The sequence below is a fragment of the Micromonospora andamanensis genome, from assembly GCF_016863495.1.
GTDB lineage: Bacteria > Actinomycetota > Actinomycetes > Mycobacteriales > Micromonosporaceae > Micromonospora > Micromonospora andamanensis.
This window is the reverse complement of sequence record NZ_BOOZ01000001.1, coordinates 62,220-82,990: the sequence shown is the minus strand read 5'-3', so window position 1 is coordinate 82,990 and position 20,771 is coordinate 62,220. Positions and strand designations below refer to the sequence as shown.

Annotated in this window: 19 protein-coding genes; 10 read left to right on the top strand and 9 right to left on the bottom strand. The window is 67.6% G+C overall.

All coding sequences use genetic code 11. The features are described from left to right. The first annotated feature begins 247 nt into the window (after positions 1–247). Positions 248–2,557, top strand: a complete 2,310-nt coding sequence (locus Van01_RS00360) for a hypothetical protein (RefSeq protein ID WP_203997614.1) — start codon at positions 248–250, stop codon at positions 2,555–2,557. 8 nt (positions 2,558–2,565) lie between these two features. Here the strand turns inward: Van01_RS00360 and Van01_RS00355 are convergent, their stop codons facing one another. Further along, on the bottom strand, positions 2,566–3,078 hold the full coding sequence (locus tag Van01_RS00355) for a peptidase inhibitor family I36 protein (protein ID WP_203997609.1): 513 nt from the start codon (positions 3,076–3,078) through the stop codon (positions 2,566–2,568). Positions 3,079–3,451: 373 nt separating this feature from the next. On the opposite strand from Van01_RS00355, the gene Van01_RS00350 reads away from it, so the two are divergent. Further along, a complete protein-coding gene (locus Van01_RS00350; protein WP_203997606.1) occupies positions 3,452–4,420 on the top strand; it encodes a cellulose binding domain-containing protein in 969 nt (322 codons plus the stop codon). A 44-nt stretch (positions 4,421–4,464) separates the two neighbouring features. Here Van01_RS00350 and Van01_RS00345 read toward each other — a convergent pair whose 3' ends face one another. From Van01_RS00345 to Van01_RS00330, 4 genes are all read right to left on the bottom strand, one after another. After that, complete coding sequence (locus Van01_RS00345) at positions 4,465–5,091, bottom strand: hypothetical protein (protein ID WP_203997603.1); 627 nt, start codon at positions 5,089–5,091, stop codon at positions 4,465–4,467. A 91-nt stretch (positions 5,092–5,182) separates the two neighbouring features. Next, a complete protein-coding gene (locus tag Van01_RS00340; protein ID WP_239098790.1) occupies positions 5,183–6,307 on the bottom strand; it encodes an FAD-binding oxidoreductase in 1,125 nt (374 codons plus the stop codon). Beyond that, positions 6,304–6,558 (bottom strand): DivIVA domain-containing protein, encoded by a 255-nt coding sequence (locus Van01_RS00335; protein ID WP_203997600.1) that lies wholly within the window; start codon positions 6,556–6,558, stop codon positions 6,304–6,306. Before Van01_RS00335 ends, Van01_RS00340 begins: the two co-directional genes overlap by 4 nt. Then, a complete protein-coding gene (locus tag Van01_RS00330; protein ID WP_164449974.1) occupies positions 6,555–6,809 on the bottom strand; it encodes a hypothetical protein in 255 nt (84 codons plus the stop codon). The genes Van01_RS00335 and Van01_RS00330 overlap by 4 nt, the downstream gene beginning before the upstream one ends. Before the next feature lie 232 nt (positions 6,810–7,041). Between Van01_RS00330 and Van01_RS00325 the strand changes: the two genes are divergently transcribed. Both Van01_RS00325 and Van01_RS00320 read left to right on the top strand, forming a co-directional pair. Continuing rightward, positions 7,042–8,289 (top strand): helix-turn-helix transcriptional regulator, encoded by a 1,248-nt coding sequence (locus tag Van01_RS00325; RefSeq protein WP_203997597.1) that lies wholly within the window; start codon positions 7,042–7,044, stop codon positions 8,287–8,289. Then, entirely contained in the window at positions 8,286–8,777 is a 492-nt protein-coding gene (locus Van01_RS00320) for a flavoprotein (protein ID WP_203997593.1), read from the top strand. The genes Van01_RS00325 and Van01_RS00320 overlap by 4 nt, the downstream gene beginning before the upstream one ends. Positions 8,778–8,827: 50 nt before the next feature. Here Van01_RS00320 and Van01_RS00315 read toward each other — a convergent pair whose 3' ends face one another. The 3 genes from Van01_RS00315 to Van01_RS00305 form a co-directional block, all read right to left on the bottom strand. Then, entirely contained in the window at positions 8,828–9,217 is a 390-nt protein-coding gene (locus Van01_RS00315; RefSeq protein WP_203997590.1) for a nucleotide excision repair endonuclease, read from the bottom strand. 122 nt (positions 9,218–9,339) lie between these two features. Continuing rightward, the gene (locus Van01_RS00310; RefSeq protein WP_203997587.1) at positions 9,340–10,143 is read right to left on the bottom strand and encodes a hypothetical protein; all 804 of its coding nucleotides are present in this window, start codon (positions 10,141–10,143) and stop codon (positions 9,340–9,342) included. Positions 10,144–10,206: 63 nt separating this feature from the next. After that, positions 10,207–10,665: a glycine-rich domain-containing protein gene (locus Van01_RS00305; protein WP_203997584.1), complete on the bottom strand. Its 459-nt coding sequence runs from the start codon at positions 10,663–10,665 to the stop codon at positions 10,207–10,209. Positions 10,666–10,844: 179 nt separating this feature from the next. Between Van01_RS00305 and Van01_RS00300 the strand changes: the two genes are divergently transcribed. The 6 genes from Van01_RS00300 to Van01_RS00275 all read left to right on the top strand — a co-directional run bounded on the left by Van01_RS00300 (position 10,845) and on the right by Van01_RS00275 (position 19,962). Next, a complete protein-coding gene (locus Van01_RS00300; protein WP_203997582.1) occupies positions 10,845–12,293 on the top strand; it encodes a helix-turn-helix domain-containing protein in 1,449 nt (482 codons plus the stop codon). 35 nt (positions 12,294–12,328) lie between these two features. Next, positions 12,329–13,216, top strand: coding sequence for an aminoglycoside phosphotransferase family protein (locus tag Van01_RS00295; RefSeq protein WP_275410224.1), 888 nt, complete (start codon positions 12,329–12,331; stop codon positions 13,214–13,216). Positions 13,217–13,575: 359 nt separating this feature from the next. Further along, on the top strand, positions 13,576–15,057 hold the full coding sequence (locus Van01_RS00290) for a restriction endonuclease (protein ID WP_203997578.1): 1,482 nt from the start codon (positions 13,576–13,578) through the stop codon (positions 15,055–15,057). Between the two features lie 3 nt (positions 15,058–15,060). Then, positions 15,061–15,750, top strand: coding sequence for a type II toxin-antitoxin system toxin DNA ADP-ribosyl transferase DarT (gene darT / locus Van01_RS00285; protein ID WP_203997575.1), 690 nt, complete (start codon positions 15,061–15,063; stop codon positions 15,748–15,750). Then, positions 15,750–16,829 (top strand): type II toxin-antitoxin system antitoxin DNA ADP-ribosyl glycohydrolase DarG, encoded by a 1,080-nt coding sequence (darG, locus tag Van01_RS00280; protein WP_203997572.1) that lies wholly within the window; start codon positions 15,750–15,752, stop codon positions 16,827–16,829. Before darT ends, darG begins: the two co-directional genes overlap by 1 nt. A gap of 67 nt (positions 16,830–16,896) precedes the next feature. Next, entirely contained in the window at positions 16,897–19,962 is a 3,066-nt protein-coding gene (locus Van01_RS00275) for a DEAD/DEAH box helicase (protein WP_203997570.1), read from the top strand. Between the two features lie 10 nt (positions 19,963–19,972). Here Van01_RS00275 and Van01_RS00270 read toward each other — a convergent pair whose 3' ends face one another. Then, positions 19,973–20,758, bottom strand: a complete 786-nt coding sequence (locus tag Van01_RS00270; RefSeq protein ID WP_203997567.1) for a hypothetical protein — start codon at positions 20,756–20,758, stop codon at positions 19,973–19,975. Positions 20,759–20,771: the final 13 nt, after the last annotated feature.

The following is a 20,771-nucleotide window of genomic DNA, read 5'->3' as shown; positions in this document are numbered from 1 at the left end:
GTCGCTGTCCGGACGGGCAAACCCCACTGGCCCGCCCGCCCGCACCTTGGAAGGTCCAACGAGGGACATGGGCAAAAGACCCGCCTACGACAGTCGGCTCGCGGATGAGCGCATCGCTTCGGCCGTGGAAGCTTTCACCGGCGCGAGCAACGTCCGAGTCGTACGAGAGTTTCGGCCCGGCCCGCAATACAGCGACGCCCTCCTCTTCTGCGTCGCGTTGACCAGCACTGACCGAGGTCGATCACTGATGCAGAAGCGGATCGTCAAGGTGGTGCCGGCCGACTCGGCGCTTGAGCAGGCAGATGGGCATCGCCGCGCACAGCGGTCACATCCGGGCTTCGCTCAGCGCCACATCGTCGAGCAGGTCGGCTGCTGCCGAGTTGATGACGACCGCTACCTGTTGATTCAACGCGTTGCCAACGGTGGCGACGAAGTGAAGAGTCTCGCGGAGTTGACCGACGACGAGCAGTCGAAGGCAATCCCGAAGATCGCCGCGTTGCTTCTCAACGACTGGAACGCCGCCGACGCGGGACCGAACGGAGCTGGTGTACCGACAGCCGATACCACTGTCGGTGGGTTCATTCGGCAGGAGGTGGCAGCGCTTGCCACAGAGGAGTCAGTGCTGGCCGCGGTCCGCGAACTCGGATTGTCGGCGACCGCCGACGCGTGGCTCGATCTCGGCGACGTACGTCGCCCGAACCCACTGCACCTGCTCACCTGCTCCGATTCGCCGCTGAGCGGGCGCCCAATCGTCTACTTCGCCGGCCACACGCACGGGGACACCCACGGCGGTAATGTACTCGTGCCGCGCCAGAGTGGTGAATTGCAGTACGAGCAGTTCCTGCTTGTCGACTGTGGCGGCTACCGAGACGACGGAGCGCTCACCCGGGACGTGTACTTCCTCCTGATGACCACCCTGCTCAGGACGATCGCACCGCGTACTCCCGACGGGGAAGCTGGCGACAGGATGCCCCGGAACCAGGCCGATGCCCTGCGCCGATACCTCATCGACCCCGACCGCTCGCCCCCTGGAAGTCTGCTGCCGGGGCTGGCTCAGCTGATCAAGGGCGTTCACCAAGTCGGACTGACCTATGCCCGGCAAGCGGACTGCGGACTGGAGTGGCGCCAGCAGCGGACGCTGGCATTGGTCGCCCATGCACTGGTCTGCCTCACCTTCACCAACCTCGGTGAGCCGGGGCGCCGGTGGTGCTGGGATCTCGCGGTGGAGGCGCTGGAGGCGTATCACCAGGCTCTGCCGAAGGAGGATGGCGCAACGCTGATCCCACCGACGGCCTCGGTGCTGCCGGTCTTCCTGCCGCCCACCGCCCGGACCGGCCCACACGGCAGAAAGAGCCCGGCGGTCGGCCTCGACCAGCAATTGTTGACCATCGGTCCCCGACCACTCTGGATCCACGACCCCCGGCCGGAGACTCCCCTCGTGTCGTCTGCGGGGCAGACGCCCGAGCCGGCACCCCAGGACCTCGGGACCTCCCGACCAGCATTGGACGACGCGTCCGCTCACTGGCCGGCAAATCCGGTGACCAGCCCTATCGGTACGGGTGCCGGCACTGTGACCCCGGTCGGCACCGGCCTCGCCGAATCGGAAACGAGTGCTCTGCCCAGCTTTTCCGTTCCGCGAAGTCCCGCTCCGCAGCCTCGGCAACCACACCATGACCGCTCCGCAGGGCCCGTCCCGCCGCCGCGCCGCAAGCTACGCCTGCCCCACCTCCGCACCTTTGCGGTCCCGCTCGCCAGTCTGGTAAGCGTGGCCGGCGCCGTAGGGCTGATCCCGCTGATTGAACGGCGCAACGACAATGTCAATGCACCCAATCAGACCATCTCCCCGTCGCGGGCGCCCTCGTCCGCCTCATCTCGGAACAGTGGCGCCCGTAGCGCTCCGCTACCCGACACCCTTGAGAAGCTCGCCGACGACGTCGCCGCACTGCCGGAGGACTCACCGCAGGGCAGGTACGCGTGCGCGCACCACGAGGTGAAGTCGTGGAACGGCAACCAGGAGAATCCCGAACTGGTCAGCCACCACCGGTATGAGCTGTGGTTCACTCCCGAGCAGTCTGGCAAGCGGATCGAGACGGAGTTCGAGGAGGGCGCGCCGGTCGGCACCACGACCTCCATCTTCTCCGAGAAGAGGATGACCGACGTCATGCCGATGCCGGCGGACGGCCCGGACGCACTACGCGACCAGCTACGGCGGGAGTTCCGCAAGCAACCACCTGAGTTACGCGACGCCGCCGGCATGATGCGGCTGGTCGTCAGGTTCTACCAGTTCCACCCGCTCGATCCGGCGCAGCGGTCGGTCCTCCTGCGAGAACTCGCCAGGACGCCGGGGATTGACTTCGTCGGTAGGTACGTCGACGAGGCCGGGCAGCGCGGGGCCGCCTTTCGGGCCGAGGACCGAGAGGGCAGGCAGGACACCCTGCTGTTCGATGCAACCGGCCGGCTGCTCAGCTACGAACTCAGCCGCGACGACGTACTCCTCAGCCAGTACCGATATCTCGTCAACACGCGCACGAACACCATGGACGATCCCTGCGAGTAGGGGCCTGCCTACGAGCAATGCCGGTACACGTAGTTCGCCCAGTTCCGATGCGGCGCGGCGTCGCTGCGGACCCGGTTGCCCACGCCCACGCGAAAGAGCTCCTGGCTCTGATGGTAGTAGAAGGCCACATAGCCGTTGCCGAGGTTGTAGTGCGCAGACTCGACCCGGAACTGCCAGCTCCAATTGGCGAGATTCTGCCAGCCACAGGAGGAGAGCTTGCCGCGCGGGTAGCCGTAGTGTGGCCACTCGTAGAAGCAGAACCAACCTGAGGGGCAGTCGGCCACTCCATAGACGCCCACCGCGGGCTTGAGGGTGACGATCAGTTCGCCGTCCTGGTAGCTGATCTCATTGTCGTTGAGCACGGTGCCGCCCGGATGGACGGCGAGGTACCGCGTCAAATCCACCGATACGGCGGATCGCTCTGTCGGCCCGGCCAGAGCTGGTGCGGGCGCCGTCACTCCCAGGAGCAACACGGTGAAGATCGCCGTAAATAGCGGACGGACAGAAACGAGAATCGGCATCTGGAACCCCCGCAGCGCAGCATTCGATGCCGGACAACAGTCCGGAAGAACGAGCCCACCCTCCTCGTCGAGGCCACCGCTCTCAAACCCAGCCTAGGAAACTCCCAGCCCAGATCACCATCAGCAGCCCCAAGAACAGCTCCTCACCATTCTCCAATTGCCTCAATTGCATCTAGGGAAGCAATTGCCCTATGCAAATTCGCATCCACCACCTTCGGATAACGGCACGATGGATCCGCATGACGGGTATCCCGGCGACGGGAAACCTCACTGTCGCAACGGCAGGAATCATCTGCGGGCCGTGCAATGCGACAGACCTACCAGCAGCCTCAGCGATTGATAGAGATGGATGTTGGCCGCTACCATACGCACTATGCGTGCTCGTCGGGTAACTCTTGTCGCAGTCCTCGGCATCGTGCTCGGGCTCTCCGGCACCGCCGTCGCCCGTGCGGCCGACGATCCGGTCCTGACCACTCCCGGCGCACCGGTGGTGGTGGCGAACGAGCCGCACCTGCTGACCCTGACCTGGTCACCGTCGACCTGGATCGGTGAGCCGGGCGGGACGCCCATCCGGCACGAGGTGCGGGCCTGGCTCGGCCCCAACGTGTACCGCAGCCTCGGCACCACCACCGGCACCGACCTCACCCTGACCGATCTCGCGCCGGGCACCGGATACCGGCTCACCGTGTGGGCGTACACCGACGGCGGGTACTCCCTCGACTCGGCGGTGACCCCGGTCCGCACCGCGTACGGCAAGGCGCGGGTCAGCTACCGGAACCTGAGCTGGTCGCCGACGGACAACCAGATCCAGCACGTCCTCCAGGTCGTCAACACGGGCACCGCCCCGCTCGACCTGGCTGACGTGCGGGTCCGCTACCACCTGACGTTCGAGGGTGGGAACACCTCGCTCGTCACCAACTGCGACTGGGCGGCGATCGGCTGCGCCAACGTGCACCGCCACATCCAGTACTTCCCACCACCCCTGCCGCCGGGCCCGCCACCGCCCGCCTCGGCGACGCCATCGCCGCCCGCCTCGGGATCGTCAATGGCACCCGCGACGACCACGTCGCCGCTGCCGCGGACTCCGACGCCCACCCCGACGGTCTTCCCGCCGCCCGGCACCCCGATCCCCGGCTGGATCGAGTTGACCTTCGCCGCCGGGAAGCTGGCCCCCGGCGAGTCGACAGGCCCCATCTACCTCCGTCACCACCGTCCGAACTGGTCGGCGATCGACGAGCGCGACGACCGCAGCTGGCAGCAGGCCACCGGCGAGTGGGCCGACAACAGCCGGATCACCCTCGACGTCAACGACATCCGCGAGTACGGCGACACGACCGCGTGAGCTGGCGCCGACCTCGGGCGCGGCCAGCACATCGGGCCTGACGGTCAGGCGAGCCGGAACAGTTCCTCGACCGGTCCCCAGTCCAGCCCACCACCAGGAGCGAGAGCGGCTTCACCCCAGGAGACACCGAGCAGCCCTTCGTCCGAGTTGCAGGCGAAGCCGACGAGCAGCGTCCTGGGCTGCGGGGTGAGTTCCTCGATGGCCGCGCGCAGCAGTGTCCGGTCCCGGGCCTCGTCCGGCGTCGCGGGCATGCCCGGCAGGGTCGGCTCGTCGTAGCCAGGCGCCGGCCCGAAGAGGATCAGCAGGTCACGGACGAGCTGGTTCTTGAGTCGCCCCCGCACGCGTCGCATGTCGAGACCGCGGCGCTTGGCGTACATCCAGGGCAACAGCAGGTGGTTACGGCAGATGGTGACGCGCACCTGCGCGCCGGGCGGATGCACGTCCTGCACATCCGGCAGGTCCCGGAGGTGCTCGTGCAGCGACTCGTACTGCTGCTTCCAGCGGGTCGGGCCGAAAGCATGATCCGTGTCCAGCGCCGACGCCTCCCGCGCGTTCTGGGCCAGCTCGACGGCCCGCTGGAGGGCCTTGGGTATCCGCGCCCGCAGGTCACGGACCAGGTCTGGGCCGAACTTGTCGACCGACCATTCCGACGGCTCGTCATCAACCCCCACGCCAATCACCCCTTGTATCGAGGCGGTCACTGACCGATACAAGGTCTCACATCTTTCGATGTGATTAACACCCCCCGAGGACACGCGGTCGTCAGAGAATCGTGGGTAGGTGAATCCGGTCGGCGGGTATCCCGGTGGCGGGAAGTAGTTGCCGGGCGAGGTCGAGCATCGCGGGCGGGCCGCAGACGTAGACGTGCTGGCCGCAGCTGTGGTGATAAAGCCCCAGGCTCAGCGCGTAGCCCTGTTCGGCGGGGGTGACGAACGGGTCGTGTGAGAAGGCCGGGACGACTGTCAGCCAGGAGTTTGCCTGGTCCAGCTTGTCCAGACTGATCGCGTCGTAGAGGTCGGCCACTGTGCGTGCGCCGACGATCAGGGTCACCCGGCTACCGTCCGGCCCGGTGGCTACCTGCTCGACAAGGGCGCGCAGCGGTGCCAACCCGGTGCCGCCGGCCACCAGCAACAGATCCCGGGCAGCGGCTCGTCCCGCCCCGGCCGGCGCTGCCCTGGCGGATGCCGCCTCGGCAGGGCCGCCAGGAGGGGACGGCTCCGGGGCGGTGGGCAGGCTCAGGCCGATGTCGACGGGTGGGCCGAGGTGGAGCAGGTCGTCGGGGCGTACCTCATGGACGAGGGTGCGGGAGACGGTGCCGGCGGGGACCGCGCGGACATGCAGCTCGACGGCGTCGTCGGGGCGTGGGGCGTTCGCCGGGCAGTACCAGCGCCACCGGCCGGGATGCTGCGGCAGGCAGACCGGCACCGCCTGACCGGGGCGGAACGGCAGCCGCCGCCACGGGCGTACCGTCAGGATGACGATGCCGTCGGCGGCCAGGTCGCGGCCGACCACCTCAGCCGGCCAGAACGCCGGCCCGTCGCCCATCCGCCCGGCGGCGCGCTCGATCAGCGCCCAGGCCCGCCGCCACCGTCGCTCCCAGCCGACCTGTTGCGGGCACAGCCGTGGTGCCACAGGTGCCAGCGCGGCACCGATGAGCGGGCCGTGCTCGGGGCGCAGCCGGTACCGGCGGTGGACCCGGCCGAGCACCGCCAGCAGCGCCAACCGCCCGGCCCGGTCACCACCGCCGCCGACCAGGCGGGCCAGCGCGGCGACGACGAGCGCCGTCGCCCGTTCCGGCAACAGCCCCGGGGAGTACGCCTGCAGACCGGCCCGGAAGCTCGCGGCAACCTCGCCCATCACCGCGTCGTCGCCAGCCGCCCCGGTCACCTGCGCTCCCCCGCCGAATGCCCGTGGGGTCGACACTCGGCGTGCCGGGACTGCCACTGCCGCAACGCCTGCCGGATCCGCTCCGACTCGGTGTTCGCGGTGGTCAACTCCCGGTGCAGCCGGGCCAGTTCGTCGGCGACCCGGTCGAGATAGTCGTACACCTGAGCGGGGTCCAGGCCCCGCCAGCGCCTGTCGAACTCGGCGGCGCGGACGTGATGCGATTGCAGGCGTTCCCCGGACAGGTAGATCATCGCCGCGGTGCCTCCTGCTCGGCGATGAGCGCCTGCACCTGCCTGTCGCTGAGGCCGCGCCGGTCCAGCACCCGCCGCCCCCACCGATGCAGCCGGCACGGATGCGGCGCGCGGTCGTTCCGGCAGCGCGGCCCCTCGGGCCACTGCTCCGCAGCGTGTACGGTCACCGCCCGCACCGCGAAACCGACATCCTCTGCTGTCACGTACGGCGGCATCGGCAGCTCGCCGAGCACCTCGTCAATCGAATCCATGTCCCTCCCCTGCTGTGGTTGCGGCACCGAGGCGGGCGGGGACGGCGCACCGTCGGGGGTCGGCACCACCGGAGCCCAGCACCCGCCCCGGGCCATACGTTCAGCCTCGGCGAGTGATTGACCAGGAACTACAGCGCCGAAGGAGCCTGCCTGACGCAGAAATGAGGCATCTGCGTACCCACCTTGTCGACGCAGGGTTACTACAGTGACCGCAAAGGAAGGGAGATCGGCAGTGGCCTTGAAGCGACACCGGCTCTGCCAGCGGCGCAAGGCTCTCGGATACAGCCAGGAGCGTCTGGCTGATCTGCTCAGCGTCGAACGGTCCACTGTGGTGCGCTGGGAGAATGCGGAAACTGATCCGCAGCCGTGGCATCGCACCCGCATTGCCTCGGCGTTGGGCGTTACGCTCGAACAGCTCGACGAAATGCTCGTCGACGTGTCGGTGGCAGCGCATCGAGGACAGGCCGTGAGGGACATGGAGCGTGATCCCGTTTCCGCCGCCGCCAGGTCTGATCTCTTGAGCGGCCTTCGGACCTTCCTCAGCACCTATCTCACGGACTCAGCACGACCGGCACCACCGCTGCCAGAGGTCCGACGCGCTGTGGGCAGGGTGCACAACCTCTACCAGCGAGCGAGCTACACATCAGCGGCCCGCCTGATGCCGGACGTGCTCGGCCAGGCGACGGCCCTGAGTAACAACGCCGCCGGCATACACCGAACCAGCGCTTTTCGACTGCTCGCCGCCGCCTACATCGCCGCATCGAAACTCGCGGCCAAGGTGGGTGACGGTGAGGCGGCCCTACTGACGGCGGACCGCGCATCCACCGCCGCACGCCTGGCCGACGATCGGGCGCTTACTGCTGTTGCCGCCTACCAGGCGGCCTGCGGCTTGATGGGGCAGCCGGGAAGGTCGGCAGAGGCCGAGCAGGTGGTACGAACCAGCATCGACTCCTTGGCTTCGGCAGAGCCAACCTCCGATCCTGACCTGCTCTCCGCTCAGGGTGCGCTACTACTTCTTGCTGCCGTCGTGGCTGCTGGTCAGGGCGACACGAAGCAAGCGGGCTACTTCCTCACGCGTGCCGAGCGGCTGGCAACGACGTTGGGCGCCGGCCGCAACCGGCTGTGGACCGGCTTCGGCCCGACGAACGTCGTCATTCACGCGGTGTCGGCCGCCGTGCGATCGGGTAACGCGGACCAGGCAGTGGAGATTGGCGCTCGGCTCGACACGTCGCGACTGCCCATCGTGCTGATCGGTCGAAGGGCACAGGTGCACGTCGACCTGGCGGCGGCAGCGCTGATGTCGTCCAATGACAGGTCAATCTGCGTGCTTCACTTGCTCGAAGCCGAGCGGGTTGCCGCCGAGATGGTGTACGCGAACGTACAGGCCCGCACGCTCCTGCTCAACCTGTTGGCTAAGGAGCGCCGGACGGCGACGCCAGGGCTACGGCCTCTCGCGGAGCGGGCCGGACTGCTGGCATGAGCCAGTCACGCGTACTCGCCCTGGTCGTTTGCGCGGCGCCTCCGGTGCTGCGGATCGGTGAGCTGATCGATCTACTACAGGAAGACGGCTGGACTGTCTGTCTCACCGCCACCCCGACCGCCGCGACCTGGATCGACCGGAAGGCGCTGGCAGAGCAGACCGGGTACCCCGTGCGGGTGGAATGGCGGAAGCCGGACGAGCCGGAACCTCATCCACCGGCCACGGCCGTCGCCGTCGCGCCCGCCACCTTCAACGTCATCAACAAGTGGGCACAGGGCATCAACGACACTCTCGCGCTCGGGATCCTCAATGAAGCGCTCGGTGCGGGCATCCCGGTCCATGCGTTTCCGAACGTCAAGGAGCAGTTGGCCGCACACCCGGGCTACGCCCGACACCTGCGACTGCTACAGGACGCGGCGGTCGCCGTGACACCTCTACCTGCTCAACTGGATTGGTATACAGCCGTTCACCGTCTCCGGATCGCGTAACCTCGGGCACTCAAGTGTCCGTCGGTGTATTGCAGGCAGCACGACCCGGCTCAGCGGCGCGGGTGCGGTACCTGACGGTTGAAGCGCGGCTTGAGGGCCAAGACCAGCGCTTCCTTCGTACCCTCCGGGTTGTCGGTCTCCTGCCAGCGGATCTCCCGCCGGCCCAGCCAGTCGGCGATGTCGTGCGCGCTCGCCACCGGAACCTGCTTGTCGAGAATCTGGCCGACCTGCTCGTGCAGCACCGACGACTCGCGATTGCCGGTCAGGTGCTGCCGGAGGCGGTTGCGTAGGTTCCCGGTCCGACCCACGTAGATCACCGTGCCGTCGTCGAGGACCACGTGCACGCCGGGCGCGCGGGGAGCATCGGCCACAGCCTCCACTGTGTACGGCACAGGAGACGTGAAGCCGGCCAATAGGTCGTCGCTCAAGGGCTCGGGCATGCCCGGGAGGCTACTCCCCGATGACCGCGCACGAGCCGTCGTAACCCTGAAGTTGCGGAATTAGCGGGGCGGGCCGAATGACCTGCTCGACTAGCTGATAGGCACTTGTCCGATGCCGTCGGCTATCGGCTCTTGCGAGTCGCCCGGTGGCCCCGCCACTCGCAGGCGGCACGGAGCAACGGTCCGTGGTGAGGGCCTGGTGTGGACCGCTGCTTGCGCTCCCACAGGCACACCAGCCCGTCGGCGAAGGCGTACAGCGCTTCGTCGGAGGCGTGCGCCCATGTGGGGATCTGCGCGGCCCATGCCTCGGCTTCGGCTGGTGGATGACCGGCGCGGACGAGACGGACCAGCATGAGGGCGGTGTCGATCCACGCCGCGCCGCGCGCCGGGCTGGACCAGTCGACGAGCCGCAGCCGGTCGGCGACGAGGAAGTTCCGCGGCGTCATGTCGGTGTGCAGCAGCGTGTCGCCGTCGACCAGGCCGGGCGCGATCAGCCCTCGCCAACGGTCAGCGAAGCGCTGCACCTGGACGGGCGGGCTGGGAGTCAGTAGGCGGCTCTGTGCGGTGAGCAGGTCCGCGACCGCAGTCAGATCCGGCGAGCCCGGCGCAAGGTCGGGATGCCGGCCGGCAACGTACTCGAAGCCGAGGATCAACCAGCCTTCCGCTTCGACCGTCCAGTGCAGGCGGGGTGCCCCGTCGGGTAGCCAGGGGTTGACGCGGGCCTCGTTGCGGTAGAGCCAGGCTGCCAGTCCTTCGGTCTCGCCGCCCTTGCAGAAGACCCGGCCGGTGTCGGTGTCGACAACGGCGGCCAGGTCGCAGGAGGCACCGGTCGGTACGGAGTAGGCGGCATGGACCGCACCGGTGCGTTGTTCGATCTGCCGGCGTAACTTTTCGGGAAGCTCGTGCCAGTCGCGGCGACGCGGCATCCGGTGGCCTCCCGAGGGCGAGCGGTCCCGGGCAGTTTATGCCCGGGACCGCTGGTGGCCCGCCTATCGAGTCGGGCTGTCGGTGCAGCCGGCGTGACACTGGGTGCATTCGGCTACCCGGCCACCCCACAGTTCATGATCGACGGCGAAGCCAGCGGCGGTGATCGCGGCCACCGTCCGGGAGATCGGAGCACCGATCGGCTCAGGTCCGGAGGGCGGCTCCTCCGAAGTGGGCTCCGGTTGGTGGTGGATGAACCGACCGGCGATGCGCTGGCAGAAGTCGGCGTACTCGCGGGTGTGCAGGATGAACGTGTGCCAGCCGATGTCGACCAGGTCGCTCGGCCCGAGCGGTCCGGTGGCGGTCGCGCAGGTCCCGAGGAAGGCGAGCGCCTGATCGAGGATTCGGGCCGGCAGGTCGGGGGCGAGTTCGGGGTGGTCGTGAGCGATGCGGGCGGTCAGTTGGGCGAACAGCTCGTCGGAGACGAGCGCCCGTCCGGTGCCGACTCGGTCGATGGTGAGCATCCTGCTCCTTCCGTCGGGTGGTCTCACCGCAGGCTGCGCCCGGATGCCCTCGATCCTCATAACGCTGTGGGCATTGCCGATATACGTGGCGCGTATACCGCAAGCCCAGGGAGGCGTTTGAATGGTTAGGCTCGACAGAGCGCAATGGACACAGCCGCCCGCGAACGGCGAGGTTGCCGGTGACACCTGCGAACTGCCCCCGCTGCGGGGCACGCCTGGCCCGCGACAACGACAGCGGACGCTGCGCGCCCTGCCAGGCCGCCGAACGCGACAGGCTGAGCGCACCGCCGGAGGTTCCGGCGTCGTTCTGGTCGCATCCGCCGCTGCGGGCGGCCCTGGTGGAACGACACCTCGGACGGGTGATCCGGGCGTACCGACACCACCCGTACCACGGAAGGGCAGCGTTGCCGCAGGCCGTGGTGGCGAGCTGGTTGGGAATCACCCAGGCCCAGCTCAGCCGCGTCGAGAACGGCCCCCCGCTGGTGCACCTGGACCGGCTTGCCCACTGGGCAGCGCTGCTGCGCATACCCGCCGGACACCTGTGGTTCCACGTCGTGGATGGAGAACGTGTTTGCGGGAGCAGGTCAGCACCTCAGGCGATTCCAGGGATCAAAGGTCCGGACGAGAGCCGACGGATGTTGCTGGCAGGCATCGCCGCCGTGGCTGCCGGCGCGGGGCTGCTTGGCGGTGCCACCGCTTCAGGATCCCGGCGAGTTGGCACTGCCGATGTCGCGCGCTTGAACGCCGTTCTCGACCTATACCGGTCGGTCGACTATGAGTGCGGCGGTGGGGTTCTCTACCAGGAGGTGGCCCGATTCGCGGAGTCGGTATATCGGATGCTCGACTGGTCGCACCCCACCAGCCTTACACCTCAGCTCGTCGCCGCTGTGGCTGCGGCTCGGCAGGTGGCTGGCTGGACGGCCTTGGATGCGGGGCGACACTCGGACGCCCAGCGACACTTCGTCGCCGGTGAGCGGGCAGCCCTGGCCGCTGACGATGGCTCCTTAACCGCCATGATCCGGTATTCGCAGGCCAAGCAGCTTCAACACCTACGACACAATCGGGACGCCCTGGCTACCCTTCAACTCGCTCGCGGACAGCTCGGCTCCCAGGCCATGCCTGCGGTCAAAGCCCTGATCCTGGGGGCGGAAGCGGCCTCGTTAGCGTCTCTGGGCAACTACGCAGCCGCCGATCGAGCGCTCGGTGAGGCCAGCTCGCAGTTCGAGCGGATTCACCCAGATCGGGAGCCGGGCTGGATGGCGTTCTACGACCGTGGGGAGTTGCTGGCTCAATACGGCCGCGTCTACCGCGATAAAGCCCGTCAGGACAAGAAGCACGGGTCGGCGGCGGTGCGCTATGTGGCGGATGCGATAGCTGCCTTCGGCCCTGGGAACGTGCGGAGCAGCGCGCTCAACGAGGTCGGTCTGTGCAGCGCGCTCTTTCTCGCCGACGAACCTGAGCAGGCGCTAGACGTTGGGCGCCGAGTATTGCGCCAAGCCGAGGGCATCAGCTCGGCACGGGTGATCGATCGCGTCGCCAACCTGCGCCGTGATATGGCACGACACCGAGAGCTTCCAGAAGTTGCCACGTTCGCGCAGGACCTCGCCGCGCTCAGGGCAAGGGTGTGAGCGTGGGTGCGACCGGCCGGTTCACCGAAGAGGCAATGACAAAGGCCATGCGGCAGATCGCCGCCCGGCTTGCCGTCCCGACCAACGATGCACGGCTGCTACAGCTCACAAACAATGCCGTCTTCGCACTCCCTCAGGCGAAGCTGGTCATCCGGATAGCACGGACCCATCGGCTTCATGACCGTGTGGCAAAGGTGATCGACCTCGCGCGCTGGTTCGCGGCGATCGACGCACCCACGATCCGGCTCGCCCCGGTCGCCCAGGAGCCAATAGTCGTGGATAGCCTGCTCGCCTCGGTGTGGACCTACGTCCCGCCCACAGCCCCTGCTCCCACGGTCGACGATCTCGGAGAGGTCCTGCGGGAGCTCCACTCCCTTCCCGCTCCGCCGATCGCACTCCCGGAGTGGGATCCGATCGGCGATGCGCGCCGCCGGCTGGCCGACGCCGAAGGGCTCAGCCAAGACGAGTACGACTTCCTCTCCCGGTGGTGTGACCGCCTGGAACCGCAAGTGACAGCACTAATGGGGCAGGTGCCCCCTCGCCTCGTTCACGGAGACGCCCACGTTGGCAACCTCCTCAGAGAGCCCTCCGGCCGTGTCGTCATGTGCGACTTTGACGCCACCTGCCTCGGCCCCTGGCAGGTCGACCTCGCGGCAGTCGCTGTTGGCGAATCTCGCTTCGGTGGGGCCGGCAACCACGCCAGACTGGCTGCCGCCTACGGCTTCGACGTGGTGACCGACCCGTGGTGGCCGCTGCTCCACGAAGCACGTGAGCTGAAAATGATCGCTGCGGCCACGCCGCTCATGGCTAGTTCTTCCGCCATCAGGGCGGAGTTCAGGTGGCGTGTCAGGTCGGTACAGAGCAACGATCACGACGCGCGCTGGACGCCCTTCGCCGACCTCGCAACGCCTGCCAAGGAGTAGCAACCCGCCGCCTGGACGTGGCTCCCGCTGAATCACGTCAAATACCGGTGTCTACCTCAATCTTGTTCAGGTCGCCTGCTGTCTGACTTACGACAAAACTGTGTCTCGATTGTGGACATCAGTGGAGCTTTCCTCACGCAAGGTGCGACTGCCGAGCGGCCGAATAGATGCCACATCCTGATCTGCTGGCTAGGGTTTCGGCTCCGCACTCATCTACCCCCTAGCTACCCCTTAGGACGGACGTGGGAATCCTCAAGGAGATGCAGCGGGCGCACGCACGCCAGGTACGCGCTCAACGGCAAGTTCACGCTGCGGCCTACCGGCACCACCGACAGCTGCAGCGGGAGGCGGAGCGGGCCATGAAGGAAGCCCAGCGCGCTGCCGCGGTGAATGAACGCGAACGCAAGCGGCTCTACGCCGAAGCGCGAATCGCGGAGGTGGCCGCCATGAACGCAGACCTCCAGCTCCGCCTTGACACGCTAGACAACCTCCTGGCTGCGACGCTCGATGTTGACGATCACATTGACTTCAGCCGACTGAAGAAGAATGTGACTCACCAGCCTTTCAATCCCGGCAAGCTCGGTTCCCCTCTGCCGCCGCCGGATTGGCGCCGTTTCAAACCGTCGCCACCGACGATCTTGAGCAAGATGTTCGGGGGACAGGCCAGGTATCAGCAGCAGCTCGCCATCGCGCAGCACGCGTTTGCCCAATCTCAGGCGGAGCATGCGACCGCCGAGGCGGACCGCCAGCGGAAGCTTGCCGCTGCACACCAGAGTTATCAGCGTCGCTGCGCCAAGATTGACGAGGAGACCGCCGCACACAACGTCGAGATAGACCGGTTCGCCGCCGCGTTTGCCGCCGGGGAGCCTGCGGTGGTCGTCGAGTACTTCAGCATGGTGCTCGGCAACTCGGTCTACCCCGACGACTTCCCGCAGCAGTTCCGGCTGGCCTACGTCCCCGAGTCCCGCCAGTTGGTCGTGGAGTACCACCTGCCGACGCTCGATGTTGTCCCACCGGTTCGGGAGTACCGATACGTCAAGGTCCGCGACGAGATCACCTCGGCCACCCGACCCGCGAAGGACAGCAAGGAGCGGTACGCCGACCTCGTTGCTCAGCTCACCCTGCGTACCGTGCACGAACTCTTCGAGGCCGACCGTGCTGGACTCGTGGACACGATCGTTTTGAACGGCATCGTCGACACTACGGATCCGCGCACCGGAGCCTCGGTGCAGCCCTGCCTGGTGACGCTGCGGACGACCCGCGACGTGTTTAGTGGGCTGCACCTCGGCATGGTCGAACCCAGCGCCTGCCTGCAGCATCTCAACGCCTCGGTGTCGAGGCGTCCGGCTGAGCTGGCACCCGTCCGCCCAGTGTTGGAGTTCGACATGGTCGACAAGCGCTTTGTCGACGAGGTCGACGTGCTCGCCGACCTCGACCAGCGGCCGAACCTGCTCAAGTTGAGCCCCACCGAGTTCGAAAGTCTCATCCAGAATCTGTTCGCGAAGATGGGATTGGACACCAAGCAGACCCGCCCCTCCCGTGACGGCGGAGTGGACTGCGTCGCCTTCGACCCTCGGCCGATCTTCGGCGGCAAGGTAGTCATCCAAGCCAAGCGCTACCGCAACACCGTCGATGTCTCGTCTGTACGAGACCTCTTCGGCACGGTGCAGAACGAGGGCGCGTCCAAGGGAATACTTGTGACCACCAGCGGGTACGGGCCAGCGTCATACGAGTTCGCCTCCGGCAAGCCGCTGGAGCTGATCGACGGCTCCAACCTGCTCTTCCTGGTCGCTGAACACGCGGAGGTGAAGGCCCGCATCGACCCGGGCGAGTTGGACTGATCGATGACGACCGGAATCGACAGCCGGCCGAGACCGACCTGGATCATGCATTTTACGCACATCGACAACCTGCCGCGCATCCTGAAAGCCGGTCGGCTCTTCTCGGACGCCGGAGTCGGCCCGCAGTTGTCGACCAACGTCGGCGCTGTGGAGATCAAGACTCATCGACGGCATCGGCCCGTCTCCTGCCCGCCGGGTGGCGTCGTGGCCGACTACGTACCGTTCTACTTCGCCCCGTGTTCTCCGATGATGTTTCGGATCGCATGTGACCACCGGGACGGCAAGCGGGGTTGCTATCCGGGTGGGGATGATCCGCTCGTCTACCTGGTGAGCACGGTGGAGCTGGTGCATGCTGCCGGTCTCAGCTGGGTAGCGAGCGACGGCAACTGTGCCTCCGGGCTCACCACATTCTCGACCAAGCTCGATGAGCTGACGACTCTCGTCGATTGGCCGTTAATGCGAGCGAAGGTCTGGAAGGACATCCCCGAGGACCCTGACCGGAAGCGCCGGCGGGCTGCCGAGTTCCTGGTACATCGGGAGTTTCCCCTCCGCCTACTCGCCGGTTGCGCCGTACGGACAGCGGAACGGCGGGAACAGGTGAGGCAGGTCTTCCGTGACGCTGGCATGATCGAGCCGTACGTTGATGTCAGACCGAACTGGTACTACGGCTACACGCGGAGGGAGGTGCGCTGATGATCATCGTGAGTCATGGCAACCTGCTGACCGCTGATGCCGACGCGTTGGTCAACACCGTCAACACGGTCGGAGTGATGGGCAAGGGCATCGCTCTCCAGTTCAAGCGCGCCTACCCGGCCAACTACGCGGCCTACCGCGCGGCCTGCGCAAAGAATGAGGTCCGGCTGGGCCGGATGTTCGTGTTCGACTCAACCCGCCTCGGTTCCCGCAGATACGTGATCAATTTCCCCACCAAGGCCCACTGGCGGGCCAACTCGAAGCTATCCGACATCCAAGCCGGCCTCGCTGATCTCGTCCGCGTCGTGCGCGAACGGCAGATCACCTCGATAGCGGTGCCCGCCCTGGGCTGCGGTAACGGCGGGCTGGACTGGGACGAGGTCCGACCAGCTATCGAGCAGGCTTTCGCCGAGCTTCCCGACGTGCAGGTGCTGCTCTTCCCACCGGAGGGGGCACCGGATCCGGCCGAAATGCCGGTAGCCACCGAGAAGCCCTCGCTGACCCCCGGACGAGCCACCCTACTGCGGGCCATCGACGACTACCTCCAACGAGCACGGGCTCTCGAACCCCGCGACGGTGTCACCCTCCTGGAAATCCAGAAGATCGCCTACTTCCTCCAGGTCCTGGGGCAGCCGCTGCGTTTGGAGTTCGCTCGCGGTCGGTACGGCCCGTACGCCGAGAACCTCAACCACGTCCTCGACCGGTTGGAAGGGCACTACCTGACCGGCTTCGGCGACCGGTCGGCACGGGTCGAGGAGCTCCAGCCGATCCGAATCACCGCCGACGCCACCGAAGCGGTCGCAAGTTGGTGGGCGGCCCAGGGCTCGGCACCGCCCGACGCCCTGGAGCAACTTTCCCGGCTGGTCGACGGCTTCGAGGCCCCCTACAGCCTTGAGCTGCTGGCCACCGTGCACTATGCGGCTACGCTGACTCCGCCAACCAGCGACCTCGCCGAGTTAACCGAACGGGTTCGCAGTTGGAGTGGCCGCAAGGCGCGCCTTTTCACAGGCCCACACATCAAGCTGGCCTATGACCGGCTTCAGTCAGCCGGGCTCCTACCTGTCCTGAATCCTGCGTGATCGCTGGCGATGCCGAGCTGCTCGCCCGCACGACGGTGAAGATCAGTAGGAATGAAGGGGTTCCCGGGTGACGGACCTTGAGCGGGGTGTCTACGAGCACATCCTCACGCGCGACCTGGCCGACCAGCTTCAGCGCGTCGACTCCGCGCTGATCCAGCACGCGAACCTCGACCCGACCGACGCCCCGGATGCCCTTGCCCGGCACATCGCCTCCCTGGCCCACCGCGCCCTGCAGGCCGTGGCCGGCGACGACAAGCTCCACCGCCAAGTCGAGTTGGCCAACCGCATCGCGGAAGCGATCGCCACCCTCAGCCCACAGGCGGCCACCGTCCAGGACCAGATCGCCGACGCCGAGCGCCTCCTGCATGCCATCGCGGCCCCGCCGACCCCACCCGCGCAGCCCGTCTTCCCGGTGCGCCCCACCACCCCACTCTCGTCCGGTGCGCTCCTCGTCAACGGTCGCCACCAGCCGCGCATCGGGCACGAGGTCACCCATGAGATGGCCTCCGCTGACCAGGTCGACCTACTTTGCGCGTTCATCAAATGGCATGGCCTGCGCATCATCGAGCCGGCCATCCGCGACCTAATCAAGCGAGGCGGACGCCTCCGGGTCATCACCACGACCTACCTCGGCGCGACAGACCAACGCGCCCTCGACCGCCTCGCCGAACTCGGCGCCGACATCAAGATCTCCTACGAGACCCGCACCACCCGCCTGCACGCCAAAGCGTGGCTGTTCCGCCGCCACAACGGCATGACCACCGCGTACGTCGGGTCGTCGAACCTGTCGAAGGCGGCGCTTGTCGACGGGTTGGAGTGGAACGTCAGGATCTCCAACGTCGAGCAGCCGTACGTCATCGACACGTTCACCGCCACCTTCGAGGACTACTGGCACGATCCGGCGTTCGAGGACTACGACCCTGGCAGGGACGCCGACCGGCTGCGCACAGCGCTGCGCGGGGAGCGGCGCGAGGAAACGCCCACCGAGATCGCCAACCTGGACGTGCGGCCATACCCGTACCAGGCCGAGGTGCTTGCCGACCTGGACGCCGAGCGGAAGGTCCACGGCCGCTGGCGGAACCTGGTGGTGATGGCCACCGGTACCGGCAAGACGGTGGTGGCGGCGCTCGACTATCGCCGGCTGCATCGGGAGAAGGCCGTCGACTCGCTGCTGTTCGTGGCGCATCAGGAGCAGATCCTGCGGCAGAGCCTGGCGACGTTCCGGCAGGTCATGGGGGACGGCAGCTTCGGCGAGACGCTCGTCGGGGGTCGGGCGCCGCGGCACTGGCGGCACGTCTTCGCCTCGATCCAGTCGCTGCACCGGCGGGAGATCGACCCCGAGGCGTACGACATGGTGATTGTCGACGAGTTCCATCACGCGGAAGCGCCGACGTACGCCCGACTGCTGGAGCGGCTGACGCCGCGCGTACTGCTGGGATTGACGGCGACGCCCGACCGCAGTGACGGCGGCGACGTGCGGCGGTGGTTCGATGGTCGCGCCGCCGTGGAGCTGCATCTGTGGGAGGCGTTGGAGCGGCAACTGCTCGCGCCGTTCCAGTATTTCGGGCTGCACGACGATGTCGACCTGTCGCAGTTGCGGTGGAAGCGCGGGCAGGGGTACGACCCGGCGGAGCTGGACGGCGTCTACACCGGCAACGACGCGCGGGCGCGGATGGTGCTGCGGGCGGTACGGGACAGCGTCGACGTGGATCGGATGCGGGCGCTCGGGTTCTGCGTGAGCATCGGGCACGCCGAGTTCATGGCGGGCTGGTTCGGCAGGCATGGTGTGCCGTCGGCGGCGATCACGTCCCGCGTCGACGCCGTCGGTCGGCAGGCCCTGCTCAAGGAGTTCAGGGACGGCACGGTCAAGGTGCTGTTCACAGTTGACCTGTTCAACGAGGGTGTCGACCTGCCGATTGTCGACACGATCCTGATGCTGCGGCCCACCGAGAGCGCCACGATCTTCCTTCAGCAGCTCGGCCGTGGCCTGCGCCTGGACGACGACAAACCCTGCCTGACCGTGCTCGACTTCATCGGCGGGCAGCACGCCAACTTCCGCTTCGACCTACGGTGGCGCGCTTTGACCGGGGTCAGCCGCCGCGCGATAACCGAGGCGGTACGCGACGACTTCCCGTCCCTGCCGAGCGGCTGCCACATCCAGCTCGACCGGGTGGCCAAGGACATCGTGTTGGCCAACCTGCGCTCTGCGATGCCGACCTCGAAGGCCGGGCTGGCGAAGGAGTTGCGGCTGCTCGGGGACGTCAGCCTTGACGTGTTTCTGCGCGAGGCCGGCGTGGAGATCGAGGACGTCTACCGGTCGGCAGGCGTCGGCGGGTGGACCGGGCTGCGGCGGCTCGCCGGGCTGGAGAGCTCGCCGGGCGGTGCGGACGACCGCGAGTTGGGCCGGGCGATCGGCCGGATGCTGCACCTGGACGACCCCGACCGGATCGACAGGCTGGCCCGGGTGGCGGCCGGCGAGCGGCCGGCGGCCGGGCGGCTGTGGGACATGCTGCACTTCGACCTGTGGGGGCCGAATGTGCCACTCACCGAACGGGAGGCGCGGTTGGCCCGGCTCTGGGCCGAACCGGCGCGCTGTGCCGAGCTGCGGCAGGTAGCCGAAGTGCTCCGCGACCGAATCCACCGGGTGACGGTGCCGGTCGACGGGCTGCCGCTGCGGGTGCACGCCCGGTACAGCCGCAACGAAGCGTGCGCCGGCTTCGGCATGGCGAAGCCGGGGTCGCTGCGGGAAGGGGTGAAATGGCTGCCGGACGCCAAGGCCGACATCTTCTTCGTCACCCTGGTCAAGTCCGAGCAGCACTACTCCCCCACCACGATGTACGCCGACCGGGCCATCACCGACACCCTGTTCCAGTGGGAGTCGCAGAGCACCACGTCGTCGGCGTCAGCGACCGGGCAGCGCTACATCAACCACGCTGCACGCGGCTCCACCGTGCATCTCTTCGTACGGGAGACGAGGATCCCGGACCGCGACCTGGGCGCGCCGGCCTACCTGTACGCCGGCCCGATGACCTACCAGGAGCACACCGGCGACCGCCCGATGCGGATCATCTGGCGACTGCACCATCCGCTACCCGCCGACATGTACGCCGCCGCCCGCGCCATCGCCGCGTAAGCCTGTGTGGCTATGGAACCGGCACGACCTGTCTCACCAACGCCAGCATCCGGGTGCGGTCCGCAGTGCTGACAGACATCTGCTTCAGGCCGGCTGCTTGGGGTGCGCCGAAGAAGCGGTGCAGCACCTCCGCGGCCTGGCGACCGGTGATGCTGCCCGGCCAGTCCGCGACCCGCAGCCCGGCCGCATAGGCCGCAGTGATCAGCCGCCACAGATCAACCGCGTCCTTCGCCGCGAATCGTCCGCGGTAAGCAAGTGCCTTCAGACAGAGCGCGGAAGCCACGTCCGGGAGCATGACGCGCAGGCCGAGGGCCTGACCGCTGGTGAGCTGGACGTGAACGTCGAGTAATTCGGCAGGCCGGTGCAGCGCGAGCACGAGGCCGGGCACCTCGTCGACCACCAGCTCACCGTGGCGTTGGTTGGGCACCAAGGCACCCCGGTACGACGGCGCGAGGATGTCGACCACCAGCGTCAGCGGCCCATGGGGATCTTCAATCTCGCGTATGAAACGGTTGGCTGCCTCCCGAGATGTGTAGCCGCGCTCGACGAGTTCCGCCGGTAGGCGAGGGTCAGCGATGACGGTGGGCAGGGCGGCGAAGTCGGCGTCCGCCGTCTCGCGCAGTGGCACCTGTGCGGAGACTCCGTGCAGCGCGACGAGCAGCGTGACCATGTGACCGCCGACGATCCGGTGGTCGAGTTCGAGCGCGGTGGTGATCTCCGCGAGGTCGGCAAGGGTGAGGAATCCGGCGTCTGCGGCCCGGCTGGTCGAGACGAGCGAGACAGAATGCGGTGCCACCGGGGTCGCCCCG

What these genes read in the sequence shown, in the direction of transcription:
- Van01_RS00315 (WP_203997590.1), bottom strand. Translation starts at nt 9,217, where the DNA reads ATGCCCGAGCCCTTGAGCGACGACCTATTGGCCGGCTTCACGTCTCCT.
- Van01_RS00295 (WP_275410224.1), top strand. Translation starts at nt 12,329, where the DNA reads ATGACAAAGGCCATGCGGCAGATCGCCGCCCGGCTTGCCGTCCCGACC.
- Van01_RS00330 (WP_164449974.1), bottom strand. Translation starts at nt 6,809, where the DNA reads ATGGATTCGATTGACGAGGTGCTCGGCGAGCTGCCGATGCCGCCGTAC.
- Van01_RS00305 (WP_203997584.1), bottom strand. Translation starts at nt 10,665, where the DNA reads ATGCTCACCATCGACCGAGTCGGCACCGGACGGGCGCTCGTCTCCGAC.
- Van01_RS00360 (WP_203997614.1), top strand. Translation starts at nt 248, where the DNA reads ATGCAGAAGCGGATCGTCAAGGTGGTGCCGGCCGACTCGGCGCTTGAG.
- Van01_RS00350 (WP_203997606.1), top strand. Translation starts at nt 3,452, where the DNA reads ATGCGTGCTCGTCGGGTAACTCTTGTCGCAGTCCTCGGCATCGTGCTC.
- Van01_RS00355 (WP_203997609.1), bottom strand. Translation starts at nt 3,078, where the DNA reads ATGCCGATTCTCGTTTCTGTCCGTCCGCTATTTACGGCGATCTTCACC.
- Van01_RS00335 (WP_203997600.1), bottom strand. Translation starts at nt 6,558, where the DNA reads ATGATCTACCTGTCCGGGGAACGCCTGCAATCGCATCACGTCCGCGCC.
- Van01_RS00310 (WP_203997587.1), bottom strand. Translation starts at nt 10,143, where the DNA reads ATGCCGCGTCGCCGCGACTGGCACGAGCTTCCCGAAAAGTTACGCCGG.
- darT (WP_203997575.1), top strand. Translation starts at nt 15,061, where the DNA reads ATGACGACCGGAATCGACAGCCGGCCGAGACCGACCTGGATCATGCAT.
- Van01_RS00290 (WP_203997578.1), top strand. Translation starts at nt 13,576, where the DNA reads ATGAAGGAAGCCCAGCGCGCTGCCGCGGTGAATGAACGCGAACGCAAG.
- Van01_RS00320 (WP_203997593.1), top strand. Translation starts at nt 8,286, where the DNA reads ATGAGCCAGTCACGCGTACTCGCCCTGGTCGTTTGCGCGGCGCCTCCG.
- darG (WP_203997572.1), top strand. Translation starts at nt 15,750, where the DNA reads ATGATCATCGTGAGTCATGGCAACCTGCTGACCGCTGATGCCGACGCG.